This is a genomic window from Cellulomonas sp. P1_G12_2, assembly GCF_056405535.1.
In genome coordinates, this window is the sequence record NZ_JBFUBX010000001.1 from 619,912 (window position 1) to 644,855 (window position 24,944).

At 73.7% G+C, this 24,944-nt stretch carries 22 protein-coding genes; 13 read left to right on the plus strand and 9 right to left on the minus strand.

Annotated elements, in window-relative coordinates; genetic code table 11:
- Positions 1-2: 2 nt before the first annotated feature.
- Genes AC1DXT_RS03050 through AC1DXT_RS03065 form a run of 4 tightly spaced genes read right to left on the minus strand, consistent with a single transcriptional unit; the run spans position 3 to position 5,669 of the window.
- Positions 3-1,436, minus strand: coding sequence for a DHA2 family efflux MFS transporter permease subunit (locus AC1DXT_RS03050; protein ID WP_477059893.1), 1,434 nt, complete (start codon positions 1,434-1,436; stop codon positions 3-5).
- Positions 1,420-2,490, minus strand: a complete 1,071-nt coding sequence (gene ligD, locus AC1DXT_RS03055) for a non-homologous end-joining DNA ligase (RefSeq protein ID WP_477059894.1) — start codon at positions 2,488-2,490, stop codon at positions 1,420-1,422. The genes AC1DXT_RS03050 and ligD overlap by 17 nt, the downstream gene beginning before the upstream one ends.
- A gap of 39 nt (positions 2,491-2,529) precedes the next feature.
- Positions 2,530-5,442: a helix-turn-helix transcriptional regulator gene (locus tag AC1DXT_RS03060; protein ID WP_477059895.1), complete on the minus strand. Its 2,913-nt coding sequence runs from the start codon at positions 5,440-5,442 to the stop codon at positions 2,530-2,532.
- On the minus strand, positions 5,424-5,669 hold the full coding sequence (locus tag AC1DXT_RS03065) for a hypothetical protein (RefSeq protein ID WP_477059896.1): 246 nt from the start codon (positions 5,667-5,669) through the stop codon (positions 5,424-5,426). Before AC1DXT_RS03065 ends, AC1DXT_RS03060 begins: the two co-directional genes overlap by 19 nt.
- A 203-nt stretch (positions 5,670-5,872) precedes the next feature.
- Between AC1DXT_RS03065 and AC1DXT_RS03070 the strand changes: the two genes are divergently transcribed.
- From AC1DXT_RS03070 to AC1DXT_RS03120, 11 genes are all read left to right on the plus strand, one after another.
- Positions 5,873-6,238 carry a VOC family protein gene (locus AC1DXT_RS03070; RefSeq protein ID WP_477059897.1) on the plus strand — a complete coding sequence of 122 codons (366 nt, stop codon included), beginning with the start codon at positions 5,873-5,875 and terminating at the stop codon, positions 6,236-6,238.
- A 122-nt stretch (positions 6,239-6,360) separates the two neighbouring features.
- Positions 6,361-7,389, plus strand: coding sequence for an alcohol dehydrogenase AdhP (gene adhP / locus AC1DXT_RS03075; RefSeq protein ID WP_477059898.1), 1,029 nt, complete (start codon positions 6,361-6,363; stop codon positions 7,387-7,389).
- 94 nt (positions 7,390-7,483) lie between these two features.
- Entirely contained in the window at positions 7,484-7,720 is a 237-nt protein-coding gene (locus tag AC1DXT_RS03080; protein WP_477059899.1) for a FeoA family protein, read from the plus strand.
- Complete coding sequence (feoB, locus tag AC1DXT_RS03085; RefSeq protein WP_477059900.1) at positions 7,717-9,657, plus strand: ferrous iron transporter B; 1,941 nt, start codon at positions 7,717-7,719, stop codon at positions 9,655-9,657. The genes AC1DXT_RS03080 and feoB overlap by 4 nt, the downstream gene beginning before the upstream one ends.
- Positions 9,654-10,250, plus strand: a complete 597-nt coding sequence (locus AC1DXT_RS03090; protein ID WP_477059901.1) for a NifU family protein — start codon at positions 9,654-9,656, stop codon at positions 10,248-10,250. The genes feoB and AC1DXT_RS03090 overlap by 4 nt, the downstream gene beginning before the upstream one ends.
- Before the next feature lie 28 nt (positions 10,251-10,278).
- A complete protein-coding gene (locus AC1DXT_RS03095; protein WP_477059902.1) occupies positions 10,279-10,683 on the plus strand; it encodes an ATP-binding protein in 405 nt (134 codons plus the stop codon).
- Positions 10,684-10,873: 190 nt separating this feature from the next.
- On the plus strand, positions 10,874-12,427 hold the full coding sequence (locus tag AC1DXT_RS03100) for a MinD/ParA family ATP-binding protein (protein WP_477059903.1): 1,554 nt from the start codon (positions 10,874-10,876) through the stop codon (positions 12,425-12,427).
- An 89-nt stretch (positions 12,428-12,516) separates the two neighbouring features.
- Positions 12,517-13,065, plus strand: a complete 549-nt coding sequence (locus AC1DXT_RS03105; RefSeq protein ID WP_477059904.1) for an RNA polymerase sigma factor — start codon at positions 12,517-12,519, stop codon at positions 13,063-13,065.
- Positions 13,066-13,137: 72 nt separating this feature from the next.
- Positions 13,138-14,517, plus strand: coding sequence for a hypothetical protein (locus AC1DXT_RS03110; protein ID WP_477059905.1), 1,380 nt, complete (start codon positions 13,138-13,140; stop codon positions 14,515-14,517).
- A 233-nt stretch (positions 14,518-14,750) separates the two neighbouring features.
- Positions 14,751-15,698 (plus strand): 5'-3' exonuclease, encoded by a 948-nt coding sequence (locus tag AC1DXT_RS03115; protein ID WP_477059906.1) that lies wholly within the window; start codon positions 14,751-14,753, stop codon positions 15,696-15,698.
- A gap of 152 nt (positions 15,699-15,850) precedes the next feature.
- The gene (locus AC1DXT_RS03120) at positions 15,851-16,408 is read left to right on the plus strand and encodes a DoxX family protein (RefSeq protein ID WP_477059907.1); all 558 of its coding nucleotides are present in this window, start codon (positions 15,851-15,853) and stop codon (positions 16,406-16,408) included.
- 6 nt (positions 16,409-16,414) lie between these two features.
- Here the strand turns inward: AC1DXT_RS03120 and AC1DXT_RS03125 are convergent, their stop codons facing one another.
- On the minus strand, positions 16,415-16,930 hold the full coding sequence (locus AC1DXT_RS03125; protein ID WP_477059908.1) for a hypothetical protein: 516 nt from the start codon (positions 16,928-16,930) through the stop codon (positions 16,415-16,417).
- A 103-nt stretch (positions 16,931-17,033) separates the two neighbouring features.
- On the opposite strand from AC1DXT_RS03125, the gene AC1DXT_RS03130 reads away from it, so the two are divergent.
- Complete coding sequence (locus AC1DXT_RS03130) at positions 17,034-17,519, plus strand: ribonuclease H family protein (RefSeq protein ID WP_477059909.1); 486 nt, start codon at positions 17,034-17,036, stop codon at positions 17,517-17,519.
- Between the two features lie 6 nt (positions 17,520-17,525).
- On the opposite strand, the gene AC1DXT_RS03135 is transcribed toward AC1DXT_RS03130, so the two are convergent.
- From AC1DXT_RS03135 to AC1DXT_RS03145, 3 genes are all read right to left on the minus strand, one after another.
- Complete coding sequence (locus AC1DXT_RS03135; RefSeq protein WP_477059910.1) at positions 17,526-18,038, minus strand: DUF3806 domain-containing protein; 513 nt, start codon at positions 18,036-18,038, stop codon at positions 17,526-17,528.
- 155 nt (positions 18,039-18,193) lie between these two features.
- Positions 18,194-22,087, minus strand: coding sequence for a S8 family serine peptidase (locus AC1DXT_RS03140; RefSeq protein WP_477059911.1), 3,894 nt, complete (start codon positions 22,085-22,087; stop codon positions 18,194-18,196).
- Positions 22,088-22,238: 151 nt separating this feature from the next.
- On the minus strand, positions 22,239-22,823 hold the full coding sequence (locus tag AC1DXT_RS03145) for a protein-L-isoaspartate O-methyltransferase family protein (protein ID WP_477059912.1): 585 nt from the start codon (positions 22,821-22,823) through the stop codon (positions 22,239-22,241).
- A gap of 42 nt (positions 22,824-22,865) precedes the next feature.
- Between AC1DXT_RS03145 and AC1DXT_RS03150 the strand changes: the two genes are divergently transcribed.
- Positions 22,866-24,554, plus strand: coding sequence for an FAD-dependent oxidoreductase (locus AC1DXT_RS03150; protein WP_477059913.1), 1,689 nt, complete (start codon positions 22,866-22,868; stop codon positions 24,552-24,554).
- Here AC1DXT_RS03150 and AC1DXT_RS03155 read toward each other — a convergent pair.
- Positions 24,551-24,883 carry a hypothetical protein gene (locus tag AC1DXT_RS03155; RefSeq protein WP_477059914.1) on the minus strand — a complete coding sequence of 111 codons (333 nt, stop codon included), beginning with the start codon at positions 24,881-24,883 and terminating at the stop codon, positions 24,551-24,553. The two genes, AC1DXT_RS03150 and AC1DXT_RS03155, sit on opposite strands and share 4 nt — an antisense overlap.
- Between the last annotated feature and the right edge of the window lie 61 nt (positions 24,884-24,944).

Consider the following 24,944-nt stretch of genomic DNA (forward strand, 5'->3'; position numbering starts at 1 on the left):
GCTCAGACCACCTCGACCGGTCGCACCGCGTCGGCGCTCGACGGGACCGTCAGCAGCGAGATCACCCCGCCGCCGGCCAGCAGGCCGGCGCAGACGAGCATCGCGACCCGGTGGGCCGGCTCCAGGGTGGTCGGGTCGGTGAGCGACGAGCCGACGCCGGCGGCGAGCGGCAGGACGGCGATCGCCAGCAGGCCGGCCACCCGGGCGACCGCGTTGTTGACGCCGCTGGCCACGCCCGCCAGGTGGTCGGGGGCCGCCGCCAGGGCGGTCGTCGTCAGGGGCGCGACCGTCGCCGACAGGCCGAGCCCGAACACGAGGATGCCGGGCAGGACGTGCGTCAGGTACGGCTCGTCAGGGCCGATGCCGGAGAGCATCACCGCGCCGACCGCGCACACCAGCGGACCGACCGTCATGGGGATCTTCGGGCCCATGATCGTGCTCAGCGCACCGGCCCGCGGGGACAGCAGGAGCATCAGGACGGTGACCGGCAGGGGGGCCAGACCGGCCGCCAGCGGCGAGTAGCCGGCCACCACCTGCAGGGTCACGACGAGGAAGAAGAACAGCCCCGAGATCGCGGCGTAGATGAGCAGCGTGGCGGCGTTGGTGCCCGCGAACGGCCGCCACCGGAACAGGGCCGGCGGCAGCAGCGGCGCGCTCGCGCGGGACTCGACGACCAGGAACGCCACCATCGCGACGACCCCGAACGCCAGCGCGCCGACGACGAGGGCATCCGGGGTCCCGCTCTCGGTCCACGCCGTGAACCCGTACGTCAGACCGGCCAGCCCGAGGGCGCCGAGCACGGTGCCCGCGACGTCGAGCTTCTTCACCGCGCTCGCGTCCGCGCTCTCCGGCACGTGCCGCATCGTCACCGCGACGACGACCGCGGCCAGCGGCAGGTTGATGCCGAAGATCCACCTCCAGGTGGTGACCTGCACGATCCAGCCGCCGAGGAACGGCGCGACCGCACCCGCGATCCCACCGAGCCCGGACCAGGCGCCGATCGCGCGCCCGCGGTCGGGACCGCTGAACGTCGACTGCAGGATGGCGAGGGAACCCGGGGTGAGCAGCGCACCGCCGACCCCCTGCAGTGCGCGCGCGGCGTTGAGCGCCCCGATGGTGGGCGCCACCGCGCACAGCAGGGACGCGACCGCGAACCAGACGACGCCGACGAGGAACACCTTCCGGCGCCCGAACCGGTCGCCGAGCGAGCCGCCCAGCAGCAGGAACGCCGCGAGCGTCAGGGCGTACGCGTTGACCGTCCACTGCAGGTCGGCGGTCGTGGCGTCCAGGTCCTCGGCGATGGTCGGCAGGGCGATCGTGACCACGGTGGCGTCGATGAACGCGATCGCGGAGCCGAGGACGGTCGCGAACAGTACCCACCGGCCGCGCGCGGACGCATAGACGATGCCGTCCGTGCGCTCAGCGGGGGCGGTCACGGTCCTTGCTGGGCTGCACGCGCTTGGGCTCGCCCGGCATCTTCGGGTACTCCGGCGGGTACGGCAGGTCGCCCTCGCCGTGCTCGACCTCCTGGCGATCGGCCAGCTCCAGCAGCGACTCGATGGAGTACCGCGGCGCCGCGTGGGCGACCAGCGGGGCGAACAGGTCCCCGACCTCGGCGAACCGGGCCGGCATCGTCGTCACGTCGAAGTCGTTCGGGTGCGCGTCCGCGACCTCGTCCCAGCGCAGCGGGGCGGAGACCGTGGCGCGCGGGTTGGTGCGGATCGAGTACGCCGACGCGATGGTGCGGTCGCGCGCCATCTGGTTGTAGTCGACGAAGATCTTGGCGCCGCGCTCCTCCTTCCACCACTTCATCGTGACCTCCGCGGGCATCCGCCTCTCGAGCTCGCGGCCGAACGCGATGGTGGCCCGGCGCGCGTCGACGAACGACCAGCGCGGCTCGATCGGCACGAAGATGTGGATGCCCCGGCCGCCCGACGTCTTGGGCGTGCCCTCCAGGCCGTGCTCGGCGAGCAGCTCCCGCACGTGGGGTGCGACGCGTGCGGCGTCGGAGAAGTCGGTGCCCGGCTGCGGGTCGAGGTCGATCCGGATCTGGTCGGGGGAGTCGACGTCGTCGCCGAGCACCGGCCACGGGTGGAACGTCAGGGTGCCCAGGTTGGCGGCCCACGCGACGACGGCCAGCTCGCTGGGCGCCACCTCGTCGGCGGTCCGGCCGCTCGGGAACGCGATGCGGGCCGTCTTCACGTACTCCGGGGCGCCCTGCGGGACGCGCTTCTGGTAGAACGCGTCGCCGGTCGAGTCCATCCGGGTGGCCAGCTTGGCGCCCTCGAACACGCCCTTGGGCCAGCGTTCCAGCGTCGTCGGCCGGTCCAGCAGTGCTCCCAGGATCCCGTCGCCGACCGAGACGAAGTACTGGACGACGTCGAGCTTGGTGATGCCGCGCTCCGGGAAGTAGAGCTTGTCCGGGCTGCTGACCCGGACCGTCCGGCCGCGCACCTCGAGCTCGACCGCAGGCGTCTTCGACGGAGACATGACCCTCAACCTAGGGGCTGGGGTCGGTCCGCGCCCAGGTCAGCCCGCACCGATCAGCCCCCGCTGGTGGGCCACCGACACGGCCTCCGCGCGGCCCGAGACCCCCAGCTTGGCCAGCAGGTTGGAGATGTGCACCGAGACCGTCTTGCCGGAGATGAAGAGCTTCTCGCCGATCTGGCGGTTGGACAGCCCCTGCGCGACGAGCGCGAGCACCTCGGCCTCGCGCGCGGTGAGCACGTCGACGCCGCCTACCCGGACCCCCGGCAGGTCGAGCCGGCCACGCCGTGCGAGCCCCCGGACGGCGGTCGCCAGCGGCACCGCTCCCATCGCGTCCGCCTCGGCCAGCGCGATCCCGGCCTCGTCGCGCGCGGCCTCCCGGTCGCCGTTCTCCAGCAGCGCCTCCGCCAACCGGAACCGGCTGCGCGCCACCTCGTAGCGGTAGCCGTAGTCGAACTCCGTGACGGTCGCGCGCCACAGGTCCACGTCGTTGGTGCCTGCCAGCCGCGAGTGCTCGGCGTGCGCGCGGGCGAGCCAGGCCCGTCCCTCGGGGCCGAGGCGCCCGCCGCGCGGCCGCCCGCGTTCCGCCGTCGTCCGGGCGCGCTCCAGCAGGCGGTCGCCGAGAGCCAGCCGCTCGGAGACGTCCCGACCGAGCAGCCGCTCCTGCGCGGCCGCGTCGGCCAGCGCGCTCAGGGCGAGCGCGACGAGCCAGATGCCGCCCAGGAAGTAGTCCGACCACGCGCGCCACAGGTGCTCGAGCAGGCGCAGCGCCAGCGCGATCGCGTCGTCGAGCTCCCCGCGCCAGGTGTGCGCGTCGATCGTGCAGCCGCCGGCCACCAGGGCGATCAGCCCGTCCCGGGACCAGCTGGGCTCGAGGGCGTGCCCGCGCTCGGCGGCGTCGGCGTCTCCGCGGGCCACCGCCGCGTAGAGGTTCACGGCGATGAGCGTGTCGGCCAGCTCGTCCGGGACGGCCCCGATGGCCGCGGCACGCAGGTCACCCGACACGTACCGGATGAGCTGCGTGAACATGTGCAGCTCGACGCCGTAGACGCTCCACGTCATCCCGAGCGAGCGGGCGCGCTCCACCCCGTCGGCCGTGACCTGCGTGGCACCCGGCAGGTCCCCCGCGTAGTACCGGTTGCTGGCGAGGTTGTACATGGTGCGCAGCTCGGTCGCGTAGTCGCACGCCTCCCGGGCGCGGGCGAGCGCGCTGGTCAGCAGCTCGGCCGCGCGGTCCTCGTCGTCCACCACGAGCACCGCCAGCGTGGTCAGCGCGTCCGACTCCGCGTCGGCCGCCCCGGCCTCCCGTGCGAGCTCGACCGCGCGGGTGGCGCTGGCCACCGCCTCGTCGTCCAGGTCCGCGTTCAGCGCGCTGCGGGCGTACGTGGCCAGGGCCCAGGCCCGTTCCGGCGTCGGGGTGTCCGGGAGGTCGGCGAGCGCGCGCGACGACTGCTCGAGGGCGTCGTGCACGCTCTCCACACCCAGCAGGTACCGCGCGAGGCCGGTGCGCAGGTGGGCCTGCCGCGGGACGTCCGAGGCCGTCTCCTCGACGGCCGCACGAGCCAGCTGCACCGAGCGGTCCACCTGCCCGGCGCGGCTCGCCGCCGCGGCGGCTGCGACGAGCACGTCGATGTGGTCGGTGCCGAGAGTCGCCGTGACCTCCGGGACGGCCTCCCAGAGCCGGAGCACCACCTCCAGGTGCCGCAGCTCCTCCGCGGGCGCGAGCACCTCGTGCGCCTGGTCGGCCGCGTCGAGGGAGGCGCGCAGCGCGGTCGGCAGGTCCGGTGCGCGCAGCGCGTGCGAGGCCAGCTGCGACGACGGTCCGAGCGTCGGGTCGTCCCGGAGCACCCGCAGGTAGGCCCGGTGCAGCGACGACTGCTCGCCAGGGAGCAGGTCGGTGTAGACGGCCTCTGCCAGCAGCGCGTGCCGGAACGCGATGAGCTCGTCCTCGCCGACGAGCACGTGGTGGGCGACGGCCTCCCGCAGCGCGGTGTCGAACGCGCCGGGCGCGGTGAGCTGCGGGTCCGCGTCCGCGACGACGGCGGCGCGCAGCAGCGGCTCCGACACGCGACGGCCGGCGGCGGAGGCGATGCGCGCCAGGCGCTGGACCGACGGGTCGAGCAGCTCGAGCCGCGCGCGCAGCACGTCGGCGAGCGACCAGGGCAGCTCGTCGGCCTCGGCGCCGGCCTCCAGCAGCTCCTCGGCGAAGTACGCGTTGCCCTCGGACCGGTCGATGACCCGGCGCAGCGTGGACTCGGTCAGCGGGGCGCCGGACAGCGCGGTGGTGAACTCGCGCAGCTCGTCGTCGGTGAACGGGGACAGGTCGAGCCGCTCCACGCGCGGGTGGCGGCTGAGCTCCGTGGCGACCGGCCGCCACGGGTGGCGCCGGTGCAGGTCGTCGGTGCGGTAGCTGGCGACGACGAGCAGGTGCTGGTCGCGCAGCCGCGAGACCAGGAACCGCAGCACGTCCCGGCTCGAGGCGTCCGCCCAGTGCAGGTCCTCGAGCACCAGCAGGAGCGGGTGTCCGGGACTGCCGACCGCGCTGAACGCCTCGACGAGGCCGTCGAAGAGCTGGAGCCGGTTCGCCTGGTCGTCGGGGGCGGTCGCAGAGCCTGACGGGCCGGGCAGCAGCCGGGCGAGCGCCGGACGGTTGGCGACGACCGCGTCCACCGCCTCGGGGTCCAGCGCGTGCAGCTGCGACAGCGCCTCCGCGAACGGCAGGTACGGGAGGCCGATCTCGCCGAGGTCCACGCAGTGCGCCACGACGACCCGCGCTCCGGCGGCGTCGGCCAGCTCCGCGACGTGCCGCAGCAGCCGGGTCTTGCCGACGCCGGCGTCGGCCCCGAGCAGGACGGTCGAGGGCTCGCCGACGCCCGCGCGCTGCAGCGCCAGCGTGAGCTGGTCGACCTGCAGCGCGCGGGCGACGAAGGGTGTGCTCATCGAGCCGCGTGCCATGTCTCCGATCCTCGCAGCAGCCACCCACGCGCCGCACTCACCAGCGGGTGCGCGGGCTGCACGGGCCGCAGCGAGCCGTCGGGCCGGGCGGTGGCCGCAGGGGCCGTCGCGCCGGAGTCCTCGGTGTCGTGGTCGTCCCCGACCGGGATCCCGCGCAGCGCCGTGAACAGGCGCTCGTGGCGGTAGGCGAGCTCGGCGTCGAGGGCGGGTCCCCAGAAGTCAGCCATGGTGTCCTCCTCATGAACGCCGGACGATCTGCCCGGCTCTCGTTGACAACCACGACTCTGGTCGTGAGGGGGAGGGTGCCGGATCGGTCGGTCGACGGGTCCTGAGCAGCTGATCCGGCAGATGTCCGTCTGAGGCTTGGCCAGCGGGACCTGAGGTGGGGGTGCCGGTGTCTGAGGTACCTCAGAAGGAGCAGGATGGGCGCATGGGACTCGTCCAGGTGGCCCAGCACGCCGAGGACCTCGACCGCGCCGCGGCCTTCTACTCCGACCTGCTCGGAGCGCCGCCGACGGCCCGGTTCGACCCGCCCGGGCTCCTCTTCTTCGACCTCGACGGGGTCCGGCTCCTGCTCGACGTCGGCGCCCCCTCCGCGCTGCTCTACCTGCGGGTGGACGACGTCGCCGCGACGATCGAGCGTCTGCGCAGCCGCGGCGTCGTGGTCGAGTCCGAGCCGCACGTGATCTTCCGGCACGAGGACGAGACCCTGGGCCCGGCGGGCACCGACGAGTGGCACGCGTTCGTCCGCGACTCCGAGGGCAACCTGGTCGGGCTGGTCAGCCAGCTGCCCTGACCGCTCCCGTCCGCGGGACCTGTGGCCCTACTGGCGCCTCGAGCCGAGGGCCATACCTGGAGTGTCCGCACCGTCGCGGACACCCCCGTGCCGGGGGCGGAGCAGCTTGAGGAGTGCACACCATGGACACCATGAAGGCCGCGGTCGTCCGGTCGTTCAGCAGCGACCTGGACGTCGCGGACGTCGCCATCCCCACCGTCGGCCCGCACGAGGCGCTGGTGCGCGTCGACTACTCCGGGGTGTGCCACACCGACCTGCACGCGGCCCACGGCGACTGGCCGGTCAAGCCCACGCCGCCGTTCATCCCCGGGCATGAGGGCGTCGGGCACGTCGTCGCGGTGGGCGAGGACGTCACCCGCGTCGCCGTCGGGGACCTCGTCGGCAACGCGTGGCTCTGGTCCGCCTGCGGCGAGTGCGAGTACTGCCAGACCGGCTGGGAGACGCTGTGCCCGAACCAGCGCAACGGCGGCTACTCCGTGGACGGGTCCTTCGGGCAGTACATGGTCGTGGACTCGCGCTACTGCCCGGTGATCCCTGACGGGGTGGACCCCGCCGGCGCGGCACCCGTCCTCTGTGCAGGCGTCACGGTCTACAAGGGCCTGAAGATGACCGACACCAAGCCCGGCGAGTGGGTGCTGGTCTCCGGGATCGGCGGCCTGGGCCACCTCGCCGTGCAGTACGCCGTCGCGATGGGCCGCCGGGTCGCCGCCGTCGACGTCGACGAGTCCAAGCTGGCCCTGGCCACCAAGCACGGCGCCGAGGTCGTGGTCAACGCGTCGCTCGAGGACGACCCGGCCGCCCGGCTGCAGGAGCGCACCGGTGGCGTGCACGGCGCGCTGGTCACCGCCGTGAACGGGACCGCGTTCCCGCAGGCGGTCCGTGCGCTGCGGCGCGGCGGCACGGTCGCCCTGGTCGGGCTGCCGCCCGAGCAGTTCCCGCTCGACATCTTCACCACGGTGCTCTTCGGGCTCACGGTCCGTGGGTCGATCGTCGGGACGCGCAAGGACATGGCCGAGGCGCTCGACTTCTTCGCCCGTGGACTGGTCAGCCCGACGTACACGACGCGTCCGCTCGCCGAGATCAACACGATCTTCGCCGAGATGCAGCGCGGTGAGATCGACGGCCGGGTCGTGATGGACATGCGCGGCTGAGCCGGGACCAACGACCCAGATGATGAGGTAAGGCTCCACTAACGTCCGGAGCGGTGCCGGGGACGAGCCCCGGGTCGCCAGGACGGGTGGGGCGATGGATGTGCGGCTGCGGGACCTTCCCCGAGGGGCCTGCGCGACCGTGGTGGGCGTCGAGGGCGCAGCACCCTCGACGCTCGCCCGCCTGCGCGACCTCGGCTTCCGGCCGGGCTGCGAGGTCGTCTGCGTGAGGCGTGCACCGTGGGGGAGCCCGGTGCTCTTCCGGGTCGGGGAGTCCGACCTGTGCCTGCGCCGGGACCTGTCCGCGCTCGTCGTGGTCGAGGTCCTGCCGTGAGCGCGACGTGCCACGACGCTCCCGCGGCACCGACGGCGACCGGCCTCCGCCAGGTCGCCATGGTCGGCTGCCCGAACGCCGGCAAGTCCAGCGTCTTCAACCACCTCACCGGGCTGCACGTGCGGACCGCGAACTATCCGGGCGTCACGGTCACCCGCGCCGTCGGGACGATCACGGGCACGGTGGACGGCGCGCCGGCGTCCGTCGCGGTGACCGACCTGCCGGGCACCTACGGCCTGGACCCGGTCAGCCCCGACGAGCAGGTCGTCGCGGACCACCTGGCGGGCCGGATCCCCGGCCTGCCCCGTCCCGACGCGCTCCTCCTCGTGGTCGACGCCACCACGCTGCGGCGCTCGTTGCAGCTGGTCGCCCGGACGCTGGCGACGGGGCGGCCGTGCGCCCTGGCGGTGACGATGATGGACGAGCTGCGTGCCCGGGGCGGTCGGCTGGACCTCGCGCTGCTCGCCGCCGCGGTCGGCGTGCCGGTGCACGAGGTGCAGGGCAACCGTGGCAAGGGGATCCCCGCGCTGCGTCAGGAGGTGCTGGGCTGGAGCTCGTGGCCGTCCGCCGTGGTGCCCCCGCCCGCCGAGGACCCGGCCGAGCTGGATGCCTGGATCTCGTCGGTGGTGCACCGTGCGCGCTATACGCCGGCCGGCGCACCGGGACGGACCCGCGCCATCGACCGCGTGCTGCTGCACCCGGTCGGCGGCGTCGCCGCGTTCCTCGTCGTGATGTTCGCGTTCTTCCAGGCGATCTTCGCCCTGGCGGCGCCCGCCATGGGCCTGATCGAGCAGGTGTTCGCCGCGCTGTCGTCACTGGCGATCGAGCACATCGGGCCCCCGGTGCTCGCCGACTTCGTCGGCACGGCCCTGATCGGCGGGGTCGGCGGCGTGCTGGTCTTCCTCCCGCAGATCGCCCTGCTCTTCCTCCTGCTCTCGCTGCTGGAGGGCGTCGGGTACCTGGCCCGCGCGGCGATGCTGATGGACCGCGTCATGGAGGTGAGCGGGCTGGACGGGCGCGCGTTCGTCGCGATGCTCTCCTCGGTGGCGTGCGCGGTGCCGGGGATCATGGCGACGCGGACGCTGCCGTCCTCGCGCGACCGGTTGGCCACCATGCTGTCCGCGCCGTTGATGACCTGCTCCGCGCGACTGCCCGTCTACCTGCTCCTGGTGGGCATGCTCGTGCCGGCCGACGCGGCCTGGGGGCCTGTCGGCATGCGTGGCCTGGCGATGCTCGCGCTCTACCTGGCCGGCGGGATCTCCGCGCTCGTCGTCGCCTCGGTGCTCAAGTCCACCGTGCTGCGCGCCGGCGGGCTGCCCTTCTACCTCGAGCTGCCGCCGTACCGGTTGCCGTCGGTGCGCGCCGTGGCGCAGGCCGTCGGGGGAGCGGTCGGGGCGTTCCTGCGCAAGATGGCCACGATCATCCTCGGCGCGACGGTCGTGCTCTGGGCGCTCATGACCTTCCCGACGCACTCCACCGAGACGGCGTCGATGGCCCCGGCGGACGCGTCGGCCTACCAGCTCGACCACAGCTACGCCGCGGCGGTCGGCCGGGCCGTCGAACCGGCGACCGCACCGTTGGGCTTCGACTGGCGCATCGACGTCGGCCTGCTCGGTGCGATGGCCGCCCGGGAGGTCTTCGTCTCGACGATGGGCCAGATCGCCGCGTCCAGCGACACCGAGCATCCCGCCGAGGCCCTCGAGGCGATGACCTGGGACAGCGGACCGCGTGCGGGGACGCCGATCTTCACCGCGCCGACGATCGTCGCGCTGCTGACCTTCTTCGTGTACGCGATGCAGTGCTTCGCCACCCTGGCGGTGCTGCGCCGCGAGTCCAACTCCTGGCGCTGGCCGGCGCTCGCGTTCACCTACATGACCGCGCTGGCGTGGGTGATGGCGTGGATCGCGCGTGCCGTCACGATCGGGCTCACGGGATGACCCTGCTCCCGCTGCACCCGGAGACCACCGCCGATCCGAGCACGGTGGCCTGGTACGTAGGCCCGACGCCTCCGACGCCTCCGTCGCCGACCGAGCCGTCTGCGCTCCTCGCGCTACGGGACGCCGGCGTCCTCGACTCGTTCGTTTTCGGGCCCGAGCACGTCCGCACCACGCTGGCCCCCGGGCGCACCTGGGCCGAGGAGTCGGCGCGGGTGCGCGACGCCGTGCGCGCGGGCCTGGCCACGGCGCCGTCCGGGCGGGACGAGCGGGACCGTCTGCTCCTGGCGGCGGCCCGGGAGGTCGTCGGCGACATCGTCGGCCCGTTCGCCCGGTCCCACGGCGGGCGGATCACGCTGGCCGCGGTCTGCGACGGGCGCGTCACCGTGCACCTGGACGGCGCCTGCCACGGGTGCCCCGCGGCGGCCGTCACCTTGCGCGCGCGCCTCGAGCGCGAGCTGCGGGCCCGGTGTCCCTGGCTGGTGGGCGTCGAGGAGGCGAGCAGCACCGCCCAGCAGCCTGCGGTTCACTCGGACGCGTCGGCGGTCCCCCCAGGCAGGAACGGACCGCGTCGGGCACTCTGGGCGGGTGGGTGATGTGCGAGATCTCCGGAGCGCCGCGAGCGTGCGCCGTCGAGACGCCCAGACCCTCGCCGGCGAGCTGGTGGTCCAGGCGGAGCGCTCGGCCCCTCGGGCCGTCCGGCACTGGGTCATGCGCACCATCGCCGACGCCGGCGTCGGTGGGGCCTCCAACCAGGTCGTCGAGCTGCTGACGGCGGAGCTGGTGTCCAATGCGGTCGTGCACGGTCCCGAGGCGGGCGACGTGCGGGTCGAGGTCCGGATCGACGGCGCGACCGTCCACGTGGGGGTCCGGGACGCGGGCGGGGGCACGCCCACGGTCGCCCACCCGGAGCCGACCGCGCCGAGCGGCCGTGGTCTGGCGCTCGTCGAGGCGCTGTCCTCCGACTGGGGCATCCAGACCCACGCGGACGGCAAGACGGTGTGGTTCGAGGTCGTGACCGACGACTGACCGGGCCCGCGCCGTTCGACACGCCCGGCATGTCCGGCAGTGCCGGATCTCACGCGGAGGTCCCTGACCGCTGCTCACGGGGTCCCCTGCGGGCGGTCGTAGTGCCCTGGCCTGCGCCTCGACAGTGCGCGCAGGGCCTGTGCAGCGTAGTTTCGGGGGCGGACGACCAGAAGCGAGGGGCAACCAGACCATGAGTGAGCGCACCGACGGGCAGAACACGTCGACGACGACGACGCGACTGCCGGACATCCGTGCCGAGGTGCGCGAGGACGGTACGGGGGAGATCTCCGTCGACGGCGTCATCGAGCGGGTGCGCATGGCGACCCTCGCCGAGGCGGGCGCCGCGATCACGAGCCGCATCGCCGGGCTGGCGGGCTCCCTCGGGCAGCCCGTCCCGGTGCAGGTGCGGGACCCCGACGGCGTCTGGTCCCTGCTGATCCACCCGGACGGCCTGGTCGACGAGGCGCCGGGGGACGCGGCGGACAGCGCGCAGGACTCCGGCCCGATCGAGGTGGTCGACGCGAAGCCCGCTCCGGACCGCCCGGCCACGTCGGCCACCGTCACCTCCAGCCCCGAGGCGGTGCCCTCCGCCTCCGTGCCCTCCACCCCGTCGGGGGGTCTGCCGGTCACCCCGGCCCCCGCGAGCTCACCGACCGCCCCGCCGACGCCCAACCGCGGGCCTGCCGCGACGCGCGGCGCCTCCGTACGGCCGCAGGAGGAGAGCCCGGCGACCCCCGACAACGACCTCGCCGGCGCTGCGGGGCCGACCCCGGCCCGTGCGGCCACGGCGCCGGTGGCCGCGTCGTCGCTCCCGACCCTCGACGACCTCCTGGCCGCGCGGCACCCCGCCGCCACCGGTGGTCCCGCCGAGCACGGCTGGCAGGCGGGCATCCGCCGGCTCACGTTCGGGGGAATCTCGCCCGGTCCCGGCCGCGACGAGCGGCGTCGGCGGATCGCGTCGGCCTCGGTGCGGCGCACGCTCGACGGACCCAAGACGATCGTCGTCATCAACCCCAAGGGCGGCGCCCACAAGACGACCGCGACGATGCTGCTGGCCGCGACGTTCGGGCTGCAGCGCGGCGGGTACACGCTCGCGTGGGACAACAACGAGACCCGCGGCACCCTCGGCTGGCGCTCGTCGCACGCCGACCACACCCGCACGGCCGTGGACCTGCTCAACGCGCTGCCCGCGCTCGGCACCGAGGGCACGGTCCGGATCGGTGACCTCGACGGGTTCGTCCGGACGCAGCCCAGCGAGCAGTTCGACGTGCTGGCGTCCGACGAGAACTCGGCGTCCGCCTCGTCGGTCGACGCCGACTCGTTCACGTCGCTGCACCAGGTGCTCTCGCGCTTCTACCGGGTGCTCGTCATCGACACCGGCAACAACATGCGGGCCTCGAACTGGCAGGCCGCCGTGGGTGCCGCCGACCAGATCGTCGTCGTCTCGACCGTCCGCGAGGACACCGCGCAGTCGGCCGCCTGGGCACTGGACGCGCTGCGGGCCACCGGCCACGACGAGGCGGTCCGCCGCGCGGTCACCGTGCTGTCGGCGCCGGAGCCGAAGGTCGACAAGGACCTGCAGAAGCGCCTCCGGTCCCACTTCGGCGCCCTCACCCGGGCCGTCCTGGAGGTGCCGCACGACAAGGCGCTCGTCGCCGGCGGGCCCATCGACTACGAGGCCCTGAGCACGACCACCCGCGACGCGTGGCTCCGCGTCACCGCCGTGGTGGCCGACGGCCTCTGAGAACTCGCCCGCAGGGGCGTGCAAGATCTGGTGCGCTCGCGACAGAGTGCAGGTGTAGGCCTTCGTCCGACCACCACCAGGGGAGCACCGTGCCGTCGCGGACATCGAGCACGCCGGACAGCGAGACCGGCGACGTGCCGACCGACGTCGGGGACAGCGGGCACGACGCAGCCTGGTTCGAGGCGCTGGTCCGCGAGCACGCGACCGCGGTGCACCGCTTCGTCGTCCGTCGCGCGGGCCGCGACGAGGCCGAGGACCTCGCGGCCGACGTGCTGACGGTCGCGTGGCGCCGCCGCGCGGACGTCCCCGACGGCGCCGAGCTGCCCTGGCTGTACCGGACCGCGGGGTTCGTCGTCGCCAACCACCGCCGCAAGGGGCGGCCGATCCCGGTCGCCGACGTGCCGGACGAGATCGACTCCGACGACCCGGCCGTGCGTGCGGTGCAGGAGGAGCGCGTGCGCGAGGTGCTCGGCGCCCTCAGTGCCCGCGACCGCGAGGTCCTGCTGCTCAACGCGTGGGAGGGGCTCACCGGCGACGCGCTGGCCCAGGTGCTCGGCATCGGCCGCGGCGGGGCGGACGCCGCGCTCAGCCGGGCACGGGCCCGGTTGCGCGAGGTATGGGCGGCTGCCGAGTCCTGAGCTGCAAGGTGCGGGCCCCTCGGCACACATGAGGGGTAGAGGAGCACCGCACCCGGACCAGGAGGCAGCATCGTGGACGACCGAACGAACAACGAGCCCACCGACGACGTCGCGTTCGCCCGCGTCCAGGCGGCCGACCCCGCCGCGGGCAGCGAGCCGAACCTGCCGGCGCTCTACGCGGCCGTGGCGGAGGGCACGGGTGTCACCGTGTCCGCCCCGCAGGACGAGCTCGCGGCGCGCCGCAGCCGGCGTGCACCGCGCTGGCTCTCCATCGCCGCCGCGGTGGCAGGCGTCGCCGTGATCGGCGGGGGCAGCTACGCGTTCGGCCTCACCAACGCGCCGGAGACGGTGGCGTCGGCGCCGGCGATCACGCTCGGTCAGGCGCCGGCCCCCGAGGCCGCCCGGGACGAGGCCGCGACGTCGATGGCCGCGGGTGGGCAGGACGCCGCCAAGCTGATGTACCCCTGGTACGGGGGCCGGACGGTGTTCACCGCCGACGGGCTGTCCACCGAGGGCGGCTCGGGCGAGGCCCGGGGCTTCGACGCGGCGGGCACGTACTCCGAGGCGACGGTCGTCGCTGCCGCGGCGGCGCTCGGCGTGGCCGGGCAGCCCCGGCTGGAGTACGGCACCTGGACGGTCGGCCCGAACGACGGCTCCGCCCCGTCCGTGTCGCTGTCCCCGGACGGCCTCGCGAGCCTGTCGTACTACGACCCGACGCGGGACCCGTGGAACTGCGCGGTCTCGGCACCCGACAGCGGCGGGTCGGTGGAGGGCGGGGCTGCCGACGGCGGGGTCGCGCTCCCGGAGCCGGCGATCGACGGCGGACAGTCCAAGTGCCCGACCCCCGTGAACGCGCCGACGGGGGACGCTGCGGCCCAGCAGGCGAAGGACGTGCTCGCGTCGCTGGGCATCGACACCGCCGGCTACGAGTTCGCGGTCTCGACGGAGCCGTCCACCCCGCAGCTCACCTACGTCACCGCCAGCCAGTCGCTCGACGGGCAGCTCACGGGGGTGACCGCGAGCGTCACGGTCGTCGCCGACGGGGTGCAGTCGGTGTACGCACCGCTCGCGCCGATGGTGGACCTGGGCACGTACGACGTCGTCAGCCCGACCGAGGCCGTCGAGCGCCTGGGCGACCCGCGGTTCGGCGTCTCGGGCGGGGGCGGCGTGATGCCGCTGGCCGCCGAGGGCATGCGCGCGGCGGACGACTCCGTCGTCTCCCCGGAGATGACCGAGCCGACCGTTCCCGCCACGCCGGAGGCCGGGAGCCCGCTGGCGTGGCCGGTGCAGGAGGTCACGCTGGTCTCCGCCCGGCTGGGGGTCGCGTTGACCACCCTGCCGACCGGGGCGTCGGTGCTGGTGCCCACGTACGAGCTCGCGGACGCCGACGGTGTCACGTGGAGCGTCATCGCGGTCGTGGACGACCAGCTGGACTTCTCCGCAGCGGGCTGACTCCCCCCGGAAGCTCTGCGGAGAGAGCACGAAGGCCGGCCGGCGTCGGAGGGGATGCCGACCGGCCTTCGTCATGCCCGCCGGGAACAACGTGAGTCGCGTTCTGACCCCCCGAAGAGCGACCCACGCTGTTCTCGTCCGGGGCCGCGGTCCCGAGCATGTGATCAGAGCCGGTATCGGGCCTCGTCGCGCAGTCAACGACATGGTCGGCGGTTGCTGACAGACTCGCGGGCATGGGTGAGCGGACCGAGAAGCTGCTGTTGCTGGACACCGCGTCGTTGTACTTCCGGGCGTACTTCGGCGTTCCCGACTCCGTGAAGGCGCCCGACGGGACGCCCGTGAACGCGGTCCGCGGGCTGCTCGACATGATCGCGCGGCTGGTCAACGACCACCGGCCGACGCGGCTGGTCATGTGCTGGGACGACGACTGGCGCCCGCAGTTCCGCGTCGACGCGATCCCGTCGTACAAGGCGCACCGGGTGGCCGTGGAGGTGCCCGGCACGACGGGCGTCGAGGAGGTGCCGGACACCCTGTCGCCGCAGGTGCCGATCATCGTCGAGGTGCTCGCGGCGCTCGGCATCGCGCGCGTCGGGGTGCCCGGCTACGAGGCCGACGACGTCATCGGCACCCTGGTCGCGCGCGAGGTCGCGAAGAAGGACCGCGCGCCCGTGGACGTCATCACGGGGGACCGGGACCTGTTCCAGCTGGTCGACGACAGCGTGCCGGTGCGGGTGCTCTACACGATCCGGGGCATCAAGGACCTGATGGCCATCGACCAGGCGGTGCTCAAGGAGAAGTACGCGGTCGCGTCGGGACCCGGGTACGCCGACATGGCCGTGCTGCGCGGGGACCCGAGCGACGGGCTGCCCGGTGTGCCGGGGATCGGCGAGAAGACGGCCGCGCAGCTGGTGCACCGGTACGGGTCGCTGGACGGGATCCTCGCCGCGCGCGACGCCGGCGACGCCGGGCTGACCGCGACGCAGCGGAAGCGGTTGATCGAGGCGGCGGACTACCTGGCGGTCGCGCCGGCCGTCGTCCGGGTGGCACCGGACGCGCCCGTGGGGGAGCTCGACGACCGGTTGCCGAGCGTCGTCGCGGACGCCGAGGCGCTCGTCACGCTGGCGCAGGCGTGGGGGCTGTCGTCGAGCGTGAAGAGGGTGGTGGACGCCCTCAGCGGGTGAAAGTCAGGGACGGAAACGAAATCGGACGTATCAGACATGGACAGGCGTCCTCCTGCTGGGACGTGCGTTACCGACCGGTAGCCACGCCCCCGCCGGAGATCCCCGGCACCCTGCGCCCCGACCCCGGGGTCTCGACCGGAAAGGCACGTCCCATGTCCTCTGCCCGCACCCTGACGTCCACCGCGCGACCCGCGGCGCGGACGTCGGCCCCCGTGCCGAGCAACACGTTCGCTCCCGCCCTCCCGCCGGCCTCGATGGTCGACCGCGCGGTCGGCGGACTGGCGAGCGTGCTGACCCGCTACTCGATCACCGCGCTGCGGATCAGCCTCGGGCTGGTGTTCCTCGGCTTCGGCGTCCTGAAGTTCTTCCCCGGCATGAGCCCGGCGGCGGAGCTGGCCGAGCGGACCATCGGCACGCTGACGTTCGGCCTCGTCGGCCCCACGGCGGCGCTGCTGCTCACCGCGATCATGGAGACCGTCATCGGGCTCACGCTGGTCACGGGTCTGTTCTTGCGCACCGGCCTGGTCGTCCTCGCCGCTGCACTGGTCGGCATCATGTCGCCGGTCGTGCTCTTCTACGGCGAGCTGTTCCCCGCCGGCGGACCGACCCTCACGGGTCAGTACGTGCTGAAGGACATCGTGCTCGCCTGCGCGGGTGCGGTCATCGGCGCCGCGGCGCTCGGTGCGCGGCTGCGCCTGCCGCAGGAGTGAGCGGCGTCAGTCCTTCAGGAACACCTGGGGGCCCGCCTCGTGCCAGCCGGCCGGGGCGGGCTCTCCTGCGTTCACGAGCATGAGCTCGTCGCCGATGCCGAAGTGCACGACGCCGCCGTCGGTCGACGTGCACCCGGTGCTCGGCAGCTCGCCCTCGGTGAGGGTCAGCACGCAGAGCAGCTGGCTCTGCGAGACGCCCGCGTAGTAGCGGGTGTCGGATGTCGTGGCGAGCAGCCGGGTGCTGTCGGGGTCGATCTGGCTGCCGGAGAGATCATCGGCGCCGACGACGTCCGCAGAACGCTGGGGTCGCTCGAACACGGCGAGCGTGGTCGCCGGGTCCACAGGGTCCACGTCGGCCGGGATCTGGGCGAGCCGGACCCAGATCATGCCGCCCGCGACGAGCGCCGCGGCGGCGACCAGGACGAGCGCGGTGAGCATGCTGGAGCGACGCCGTGGCGCCTCGTCGGCACCGAACCCGGTGAACGCGTCGGTGAAGAAGTCCGTGTCGTCGAACGTCGTCATGCGTGGGTATCGGCCAGATCGCCGGGACACATGAGCACTTGTGTCCACGAATGCCCCCGTTCGGGTGCAGCGACCCTCCGCCGGCAGGGCAGAATCACCCCCCGTGATCACGGTCAGCACGGACGGCTCCTGCCTGCGCAACCCCGGCGGGGCGATCGGCTGGGCGTGGGCGAACCACGACGGCAGCTCCGCCAGCGGCGGTCACCCGTCGGGCACCAACCAGGTCGCCGAGCTCATGGCGGTCCTCGAGGCCATCCGGTCGCACCCCGGTGACGAGCCCCTGGTGATCCAGGCCGACTCGCAGTACGCGATCAAGTGCTCGTCGGAGTGGGTGCACAGCTGGAAGCGCAAGGGCTGGCGCACGGCCGCCGGCGGACCGGTGCAGAACCTCGCCCTGATCCAGTCCATCGACTCCGAGATCGCGCAGCGGCCCGGCGCGGTCAGCTTCGTGTGGGTCCGCGGTCACCGCGGGGACGAGTTCAACGAGCGGGCCGACGAGCTCGCGGGCATCGCGGCGCGCGGCGTGCGCGACGCCGGTCCGGAACCGTCGGTCCCGACCGCGGCCCTGGAGCCCGACGTCCTGTTCTGAGGACGGTCAGTGGGGCTGGCGGTCCCGGGCCAGGATCGCGAGGGCGCCCTCGGACGCCTCGGTCACGTACTCCGCCACCCAGCCGACCGGAGCGCTGCCCCAGGACTGCCCCACGGCAGCCACGGGGAACACCACGAGGTCGTGCTCCGCGTGCGTGAGGACCAGCTCGGGGGAGCCGTCACCGCGCGCGGAACCCCACACGAGGCCCGGCACCCGCTGCGCGACGAGGTCGCCCAGGGTGACGCCGAACGCGTGCACCAGCGGCTCCGGGTCCGTGCGGTCGCGCTCGTCGGACTGCAACCAGATCGCCTGGACGCGGTCGAACAGGTCGCCGAGGGTCTGGGTGTCGACCGTCCCGGAGCACAGGCCGGTGATGATCTCGCGGTGCTGCGCGGCCCACACCAGCTCGGCGGGGTTGAGCGGCTCCACCTGGACGGAGCGGGTGTCGTCCCCGGGTGTGTGCGGGTGCGGCACCGTCGACCCGTCGGTCGGCATCTCTGCGCGTCGGAACAGTCCCATGTGCCGAGTATCGACCGCGCGGGCCCGTCGCTTGACCCGGACACCCCGGGATCGCCCGGTCGGCGTCTCAGTACGCACGGGCAACTGACCCCCGGACACGCGAAGGCCGCGCCGACCCGGAGGTCGACGCGGCCCTCGTCACCGAGCCGTCAGGCTCAGCGCCTGACGGTCAGCGCGTGCGAGGTGGCCGTCGGCCAGTAGCCGCCGTCCCCGCTGTAGGTCGCGATGACCAGGGTGGAGCGCTGCACGGCCGGCAGGGTCACCGTGGCGACCCCGTTGGTCACGGGCACGGTGGCCACCCGGTGCAGGCCGAGCAGGACGGTGACCGAGCCGGTGGGCGCGGGTGCGCCCTTCGCGCCGGACACCGTGATGGTCAGCACGGGCTTTGCGCCCTTGGAGACGGTCCACGACGTCGCCGTGAGCGACGCCTTGGCGGGCGCCTTGGTCACCGTGAACCGCTTCTCCGCCTGCGACCCGGACACGTCCGCGTTGCCGGAGTAGACAGCCACCAGGCGGTGGTTGCCGGCCGAGAGCGTGCCGGGGACCACCAGCTCGGCGACCCCCCGCAGGCCGGTCACGGTGAGCGTGCCGGTCGCGATGGTGACCCCGCCGTCCTTGATCTCGACGGTGCCGGTCGGCGGAGCGGTCGCGCCCGTGACCACGATCGTCGCCTTCGTCGTCTGCCCGTACTGGGCCGACGACTTGGCCAGTGTGAACGTGGTGGTGGAGGACGACTTGGCGATCTCCACCGGGACGGCCGCCGACGTCGACGCGGCGAACCCGCTGCCGGCGGTGGGTGCGAAGCTCGCAGTAAGCGAGTGCGACCCGGCGCCGAGCTTCACCTTCACGGTCGCCTTGCCGGCCGTGACGGCCGACGAACCGATCGGGGTCTGCCCGTCGAGGAACGTCACGGTGCCGGTGGCCTCGGCCGGGACGACGGTGGCCGTGAGCGTGAGCTCCTGGCCGGCCTTCTTCCCGCCGGTGACCGCGAGCGTCGTGGTCGTCGGTGTCGCCGGCTCGCCGGTGGCCACCTGCACGACCGTGAACTCGCCGGTGTCGCCGTAGCTGACGAGACCCAGGTAGGTCGTCCGCGGCGTGAGGTCGGCCCAGGACGCGGTGTACGTCACCGGGATGCCCTGCACGCCGGACAGGACCGCCGGGTCGAGCGCCAGCGGCGCCCCACCCTCGACCACCGAGGTGACCGTGGCGTCCCAGGTGACGCCGTTCGGCGCGCTGTAGACGTCGACGAGGACCGCGTAGGTCCCGGCGTCGGGGGCGAGCAGGTTGACCCGCTCGTCGGCCGAGCCGGTCGCCGACTGCCAGCCCGCGACCGGGTTCCCGGCAGCGTCGAGCAGGTAGACGATCAGGTCGAGGTCGGCGGTGTCGTCGAGCGCGTCGAGGTCGAACCTCGCGTACTGCGCACCCTCGGGGACGTCGACGAGGTACTGCGCGGTGTCGCCCGTCGTGCCGGACCCGCTGTGCTCGGTCTCGGTACCCGTCGGGTCGGCGAGCAGCTCACCGGCGGACAGGCCGGTGGTCGCCAGCGGGATGTCACCGTCGCCACCGGGGGTCACCTCGACGGCGACCGATCCGGTCACGCCCTCACCCTCGACCGACGCCGGGGCGACGATCGTGACGGGCTGCACGGCGATCGGGCTGCGCACGGTCGTGGCACCCGACGTCCAGGTGAGCGAGCCGGTCGCGAACTCGTCGAGAGCCGCGTCCGTCCGGCTGAACGTCACCGAGAACGTCTTCGTCTCGCCTGCGGCGCCGAACTCCAGCGTCGCGGGCTCGACGACCACGCCGATGCCCGAGAGACCCTGCACCGAGGAGGTGAAGGTGCCGGCCTGCGTCGAGGTGACCGTGCGGGTGATGGTCTCCGGTGCCGTGAGGCTGCCGATGCCGATCGAGGCGATGTTGAGGTCGCTCGGGTCGATCGGGGTGACCGGGACGTTGTAGCCGACGCCGGCCAGGTACGCGTACCAGTCCGACAGGCCGTTGAGGTAGAGCAGGCCCGGCTCGAAGAACTTCGTCGGGTCGACGTGGCCGGCGCCCTGGGCGAACGGGTCGGTCGCGGGGTTGCCCGCCGTGTCGACGGTGTCGTACGCGGTCGTCATCATCGCGGACTTGATCTCACCGGGCGTCGCGTTGGGACGCTCGCCGAGGTACAGGGCCGCGAGGCCGGCGATGTGCGGCGACGCCATCGAGGTGCCGCTGAGGAACTGGAACGTCGGGTCCCCGCCCTCGGCGTTGGCTCCGGCCGCCAGGATCGAGACGCCGGGTGCCGCGATGTCGGGCTTGATGATGTCGCTGCCGCCGGCGAGCACCGGGCCGCGCGAGGAGAAGCCGGCCACCTGCGGGGTGGGCGGGGTGGTGCCCAGCGCGTTGCCCGTGATGAAGGTGGCCGTGGCGCCCGGGGTGGCCGCGTAGGCGACGACTGCGCTGTGGTAGACGTGGCTGAGGTGCACGGTCGGGACCGAGTGGAAGTCCGTGTCGATCGAGCCCGGCGTCACGTTGACCAGCACCATGCCGATGCCGCCGACGCGTGCGACCTCGGCGGACTTGGCGACGCGGTCGTAGACCCCGCGGTCGCAGACGATGATCGTGCCCGGCTGGACGAGCGCCGGATCGAGCGAACCGGGTGCGCAGAGTCGCGCATCGGTGCCGCCTGCGAGGGCCACGGCTGTCGAGTTCACCAGCGCACCGGTGAGCGGCTCGGCGGCCGGGTCCATGTCGACCGTGATCGACGCACCGGCGAAGGCCTGGCCGTCGCCGAACGTGACCGTGGCCTCATAGCTGGGGATCGTCGAGGCGGCCACGGAGGTGTACCAGGGGGACGCGTGGTCCGTCGTCGAGGCACCCGGGCCGTCGTTGCCCGCGGAGACCGCGACGAAGATGCCGGCCGCTGCCGCACCGAGGAACGCCTGGTCCTCGGGCGCGGCGACGCTCGTGGCCGCGCCGCCACCGATCGAGAAGTTGATGACGTCGACGCCGTCGGCGACCGCCTGGTCGATGGCGGACAGGATGTCGGTCGTGGTGCAGCCGTCGTCCGTGGTCACGGCCGGGTCCGGGCCGGTCCAGCAGACCTTGTACGCGGCGATGCGTGCCGCCGGGGCCACACCGGTGAAGGTGCCGAAGTCGATCCCGCCGATGGAGGTCGGGGTCGCCACGTTGCCCGCCGCGGTGCTCGCGGTGTGCGACCCGTGCCCGTCGCCGTCCCGCGGGGAGATGTACTCGCCCACGGTCGCGTCGCCGAGGTTGTCCACGCCGAAGCCCTCGACGTAGTAGCGCGCGCCGACCACCTTGGTGGAGCAGTCGGCGGCGGTGAACTGCTCGCCCGTCTGGCACACGCCCCGGAAGACGCTGCCGTCACCCTTCTGGAAGGCGATGGCGGTGCCGTCGAGGTAGGGCTCGGCGCCTGCGGTGGTGCCGAGCGGGTCTCCCGCGAATGCGGGGTTCTCCGGCGCGATGCCGGTGTCCAGCACGCCGACGACGACGCCCGCACCGGCCTGGTCGGCCCCGCCGACGGCCTCCCACACGCCGCCCGGTCCCTCGAGCCCGAGGAACGACGTCGACGGCTCCGCGGTGACGTGCCGGAGCTCGTCCGGCACCACGGAGACCACGTCGTGGTCGGCCAGGAGCTCAGCCGCCTGGCCGGCGGTCAGGTCCGCCGAGAACCCGTTGAGAGCCAGCGTGTAGGACGCATCGATGGTGACGCCGGCCGCCTCGGCCACCGCCTCCTGCTTCTCCGTGAGGTGCTGGCGGTAGCTCTTCACCGGCGCCTTGCGGGCGTTGAGCTGGTCGCCCTCCTCGGGCGCGGTGGCAGCGAAGCCGCTCACGCCGCCGTCGTAGGTGGCGGCCGCGTCGTCGGCCAGCGTGACGATGTACCGGCCGGGCTTGAGCTCCGTCTGGCCGCCACCCGGCTTCGTGATCTCGAAGCCCGTCCCTGTCGGCGGGGGTGCCGCCGACGCGCCTCCGGCGCCGAGTAACGCGGTGGTGGCCGCGATGGACAGCGCGGTGAGGGCGGCGAGGACGGGTCGACGTGGCATGTGCGCATCCCTGGCTCGAGGAGTATCGACTGGCGTGCGCCGCGACGTGACGGTAGTCACACGCAGGCGCACGCCCGGTGCACGTTACTGGCAGGTACGGCATTCGTCACCTTCTGGCGAAATGATCGTTTCCTGTTCGTGACCTGCGCCCTCAGCGCAGCGGCACGAACACGAACGACCCGTGCGTGGTGATCTCCGTCCGGCCGTCCCTGCGCTCGACCAGGTGCATCGTCGAGCGCACCGGGATCACCATGCGCGCGTCGTCGCCGAGCTGGTCCACCAGGGCGGTCGGCAGCCGGCGCGGCGACGCCGAGACGAGGATCCGGTCCCACCCGCCGTCGACGGGCCGGCCGAGCGCACCCGGGGTCGCCGGCTCGATGCGGGCCCAGGGCAGGTCGCACGCGTCGAGGTTCTCCGCACCCCACTCGGCCAGCTCGGGGTCCAGCTCCAGCCCGAGCACCTCGCCGCGGGAACCGACGAGCCACGCGAGCAGCGCGGTCGTCCAGCCGGAGCCGGAGCCGACGTCGAGCACCCGCGCCCCGACGGGCACCTGCAGGAGCCGGAGCATGAACGAGACGGTGCTCGGCTGCGAGCTGGTCTGCCCGTGCCAGAGGGGCAGCGGGTGGTCCTCCGCCGCACGGGCGCGCTGCTCCGGTGGCAGGAACCGCTCACGGGCGAGCTCGCGCATCGCCTCGGCCACGTCGGCGGCGCGTGTCGGGTCGGCCTGCGCACCCATGAGGTGAGCCTACGATCGGGCCTCCAGCGCGAGGAGGCGGAGATGGCCGAGTACGACGTCGTGGTCGTCGGCTCCGGGTTCGGCGGGTCCGTGGCGGCCCTGCGGCTGGTCGAGAAGGGCTACCGCGTCCTCGTGCTCGAGGCGGGCCGACGGTTCACCGACGAGACGTTGCCGCGCACCTCGTGGGACGTCAGCCGGTTCCTCTGGGCGCCGCGGCTGGGCTGGCTCGGCATCCAGCGGATCCACGTGCTGCCCGACGTCGTGGTGCTCGCCGGGGCGGGCGTCGGGGGCGGTTCGCTCGTCTACGCGAACACCCTCTACCGGCCCACGTCCGACGCGTTCTACGCCGACCCCCAGTGGGCCGGCATCACCGACTGGCGCGCCGAGCTGGCGCCGTACTACGACCAGGCGAGCCGGATGCTCGGCGTCGTCGACAACCCCACGTGCACGCCGTCCGACCAGATCGTGCGCAAGGCCGCCGTCGACCTGGGCGTCGGGGACTCGTTCCGGCTGGCGCCGGTGGGCGTGGTGTTCGGGACACCGGGCGCGCGGGTGCCGGACCCCTTCTTCGGGGGTGCCGGCCCGGAGCGGCGCGGCTGTCTCGAGTGCGGCGAGTGCATGACGGGCTGCCGCCACGGCGCCAAGAACACGCTGCCCACCAACTACCTGTACCTGGCCGAGCGCGCGGGGGCCCGGGTGGTCGCCGAGACGACCGTGACCTCGGTGCGCCCGCGCGGTCAGGAGTGGGAGGTCCGCACCAGGCGCACGGGCCGCAGGGGCGGCGACCGGACCGTGACCGCCGACCAGGTGGTCGTCGCGGCCGGCACGTGGGGCACCCAGGAGCTGCTGCACCGGATGAAGGGGGACGGCACGCTGCCGCGGCTGTCCGACCGGCTCGGGGAGCTGACCCGGACCAACAGCGAGTCGCTCGGCGGCGCAGCGACGCGGTGGCGCGGGTGGCGACGCCGGCCGGACCTCACGCGCGGAGTGGCCATCACGTCCTCGGTGCACCTCGACGACCACACCCACCTCGAGCCGGTCCGGTACGGCCGCGGGTCCAACCTCATGGGCCTGCTGAGCACGGTCCTCACCGACGGCGGAGGACGCGTCCCCCGACCGGTGCGCTGGCTCGGCAACGTGCTGCGCCACCCCGGTCAGGTGGCGTCGCTGCTCCTCGGCCTGGGCAGCTGGTCGCAGCGGACCGTCATCGGGCTGGTCATGCAGACCGGCGGCGCCTCGATCACCGTGCGGCTGCGGCGGACGTGGCGGGGAACCACGCGGCTGACGTCGACCCCCGGGGAGGGTGAGCCCAACCCGACCTGGATCCCGGCTGCGAACGCCGCCTACCGCCGGATGGCCGCGCACCTCGGCGGCTTCGCGGCGAGCAGCCTCGGCGAGGTGGTCGACGTGCCCATGACCGCCCACTTCCTGGGCGGCTGCACGATCGGGCGCTCCCCGGACGAGGGGGTGGTCGACGCCTACCACCGGGTGTTCGGCTACCCCGGGCTGCACGTGGTGGACGGCTCGACGATCTCCGCCAACCTCGGGGTCAACCCGTCCCTCACCATCACCGCGCAGGCGGAGCGGGCGATCTCGCTGTGGCCCAACGCGGGGGAGCCCGATCCACGGCCCGCTCCCGGGGAGCGGTACGAGCGGGTGAGCCCGGTGCGCCCGGTGCGGCCGGTGGTGCCGGCGTCGGCCCCGGGTGCGCTGCGCCTGACCGTCCTCTAGACGGTCTCCTTCATCGGGACCACGGGGATCATCCCCGTGCGCGGGACGTCCGCCGCGGACTGGGCCGGCACGAACTTCGGCTTGCGGCCCGGGCGACCCCGCTCGCGGCGCATCTCGATGCCCTCGAGCGTCGTCGCGCGCCAGACGGCACCGCCGTTCAGGCGCCCGTCCGGCTGCGGGAGCCACGGCACCTTGCGGGACAGCCAGACCCGGATCGTGGCGTGCTCGACCCCGAGCCGGTCGGCCAGCCGGGCGATGTCGTAGAGGTCGTCGAGGCCCTGCACCGGGGTGGTCGGTGCGGGCGGGGCGGCGGGTGGTTCGGGGTGCACGGCGAAAGCGTAGCGGCCCGTCCCTGTGAATTGTGTGACGGAGACGTGACGAGATCCACAC

Excerpts from the sequence above, each read along its gene's own strand:
- ligD (WP_477059894.1), bottom strand. The coding sequence starts at position 2,490 with ATGTCTCCGTCGAAGACGCCTGCGGTCGAGCTCGAGGTGCGCGGCCGG.
- AC1DXT_RS03060 (WP_477059895.1), bottom strand. The coding sequence starts at position 5,442 with ATGGCACGCGGCTCGATGAGCACACCCTTCGTCGCCCGCGCGCTGCAG.
- AC1DXT_RS03065 (WP_477059896.1), bottom strand. The coding sequence starts at position 5,669 with ATGGCTGACTTCTGGGGACCCGCCCTCGACGCCGAGCTCGCCTACCGC.
- AC1DXT_RS03070 (WP_477059897.1), top strand. The coding sequence starts at position 5,873 with ATGGGACTCGTCCAGGTGGCCCAGCACGCCGAGGACCTCGACCGCGCC.
- adhP (WP_477059898.1), top strand. The coding sequence starts at position 6,361 with ATGGACACCATGAAGGCCGCGGTCGTCCGGTCGTTCAGCAGCGACCTG.
- AC1DXT_RS03080 (WP_477059899.1), top strand. The coding sequence starts at position 7,484 with ATGGATGTGCGGCTGCGGGACCTTCCCCGAGGGGCCTGCGCGACCGTG.
- AC1DXT_RS03090 (WP_477059901.1), top strand. The coding sequence starts at position 9,654 with ATGACCCTGCTCCCGCTGCACCCGGAGACCACCGCCGATCCGAGCACG.
- AC1DXT_RS03100 (WP_477059903.1), top strand. The coding sequence starts at position 10,874 with ATGAGTGAGCGCACCGACGGGCAGAACACGTCGACGACGACGACGCGA.
- AC1DXT_RS03115 (WP_477059906.1), top strand. The coding sequence starts at position 14,751 with ATGGGTGAGCGGACCGAGAAGCTGCTGTTGCTGGACACCGCGTCGTTG.
- AC1DXT_RS03120 (WP_477059907.1), top strand. The coding sequence starts at position 15,851 with ATGTCCTCTGCCCGCACCCTGACGTCCACCGCGCGACCCGCGGCGCGG.
- AC1DXT_RS03125 (WP_477059908.1), bottom strand. The coding sequence starts at position 16,930 with ATGACGACGTTCGACGACACGGACTTCTTCACCGACGCGTTCACCGGG.
- AC1DXT_RS03135 (WP_477059910.1), bottom strand. The coding sequence starts at position 18,038 with ATGGGACTGTTCCGACGCGCAGAGATGCCGACCGACGGGTCGACGGTG.
- AC1DXT_RS03140 (WP_477059911.1), bottom strand. The coding sequence starts at position 22,087 with ATGCCACGTCGACCCGTCCTCGCCGCCCTCACCGCGCTGTCCATCGCG.
- AC1DXT_RS03145 (WP_477059912.1), bottom strand. The coding sequence starts at position 22,823 with ATGGGTGCGCAGGCCGACCCGACACGCGCCGCCGACGTGGCCGAGGCG.
- AC1DXT_RS03150 (WP_477059913.1), top strand. The coding sequence starts at position 22,866 with ATGGCCGAGTACGACGTCGTGGTCGTCGGCTCCGGGTTCGGCGGGTCC.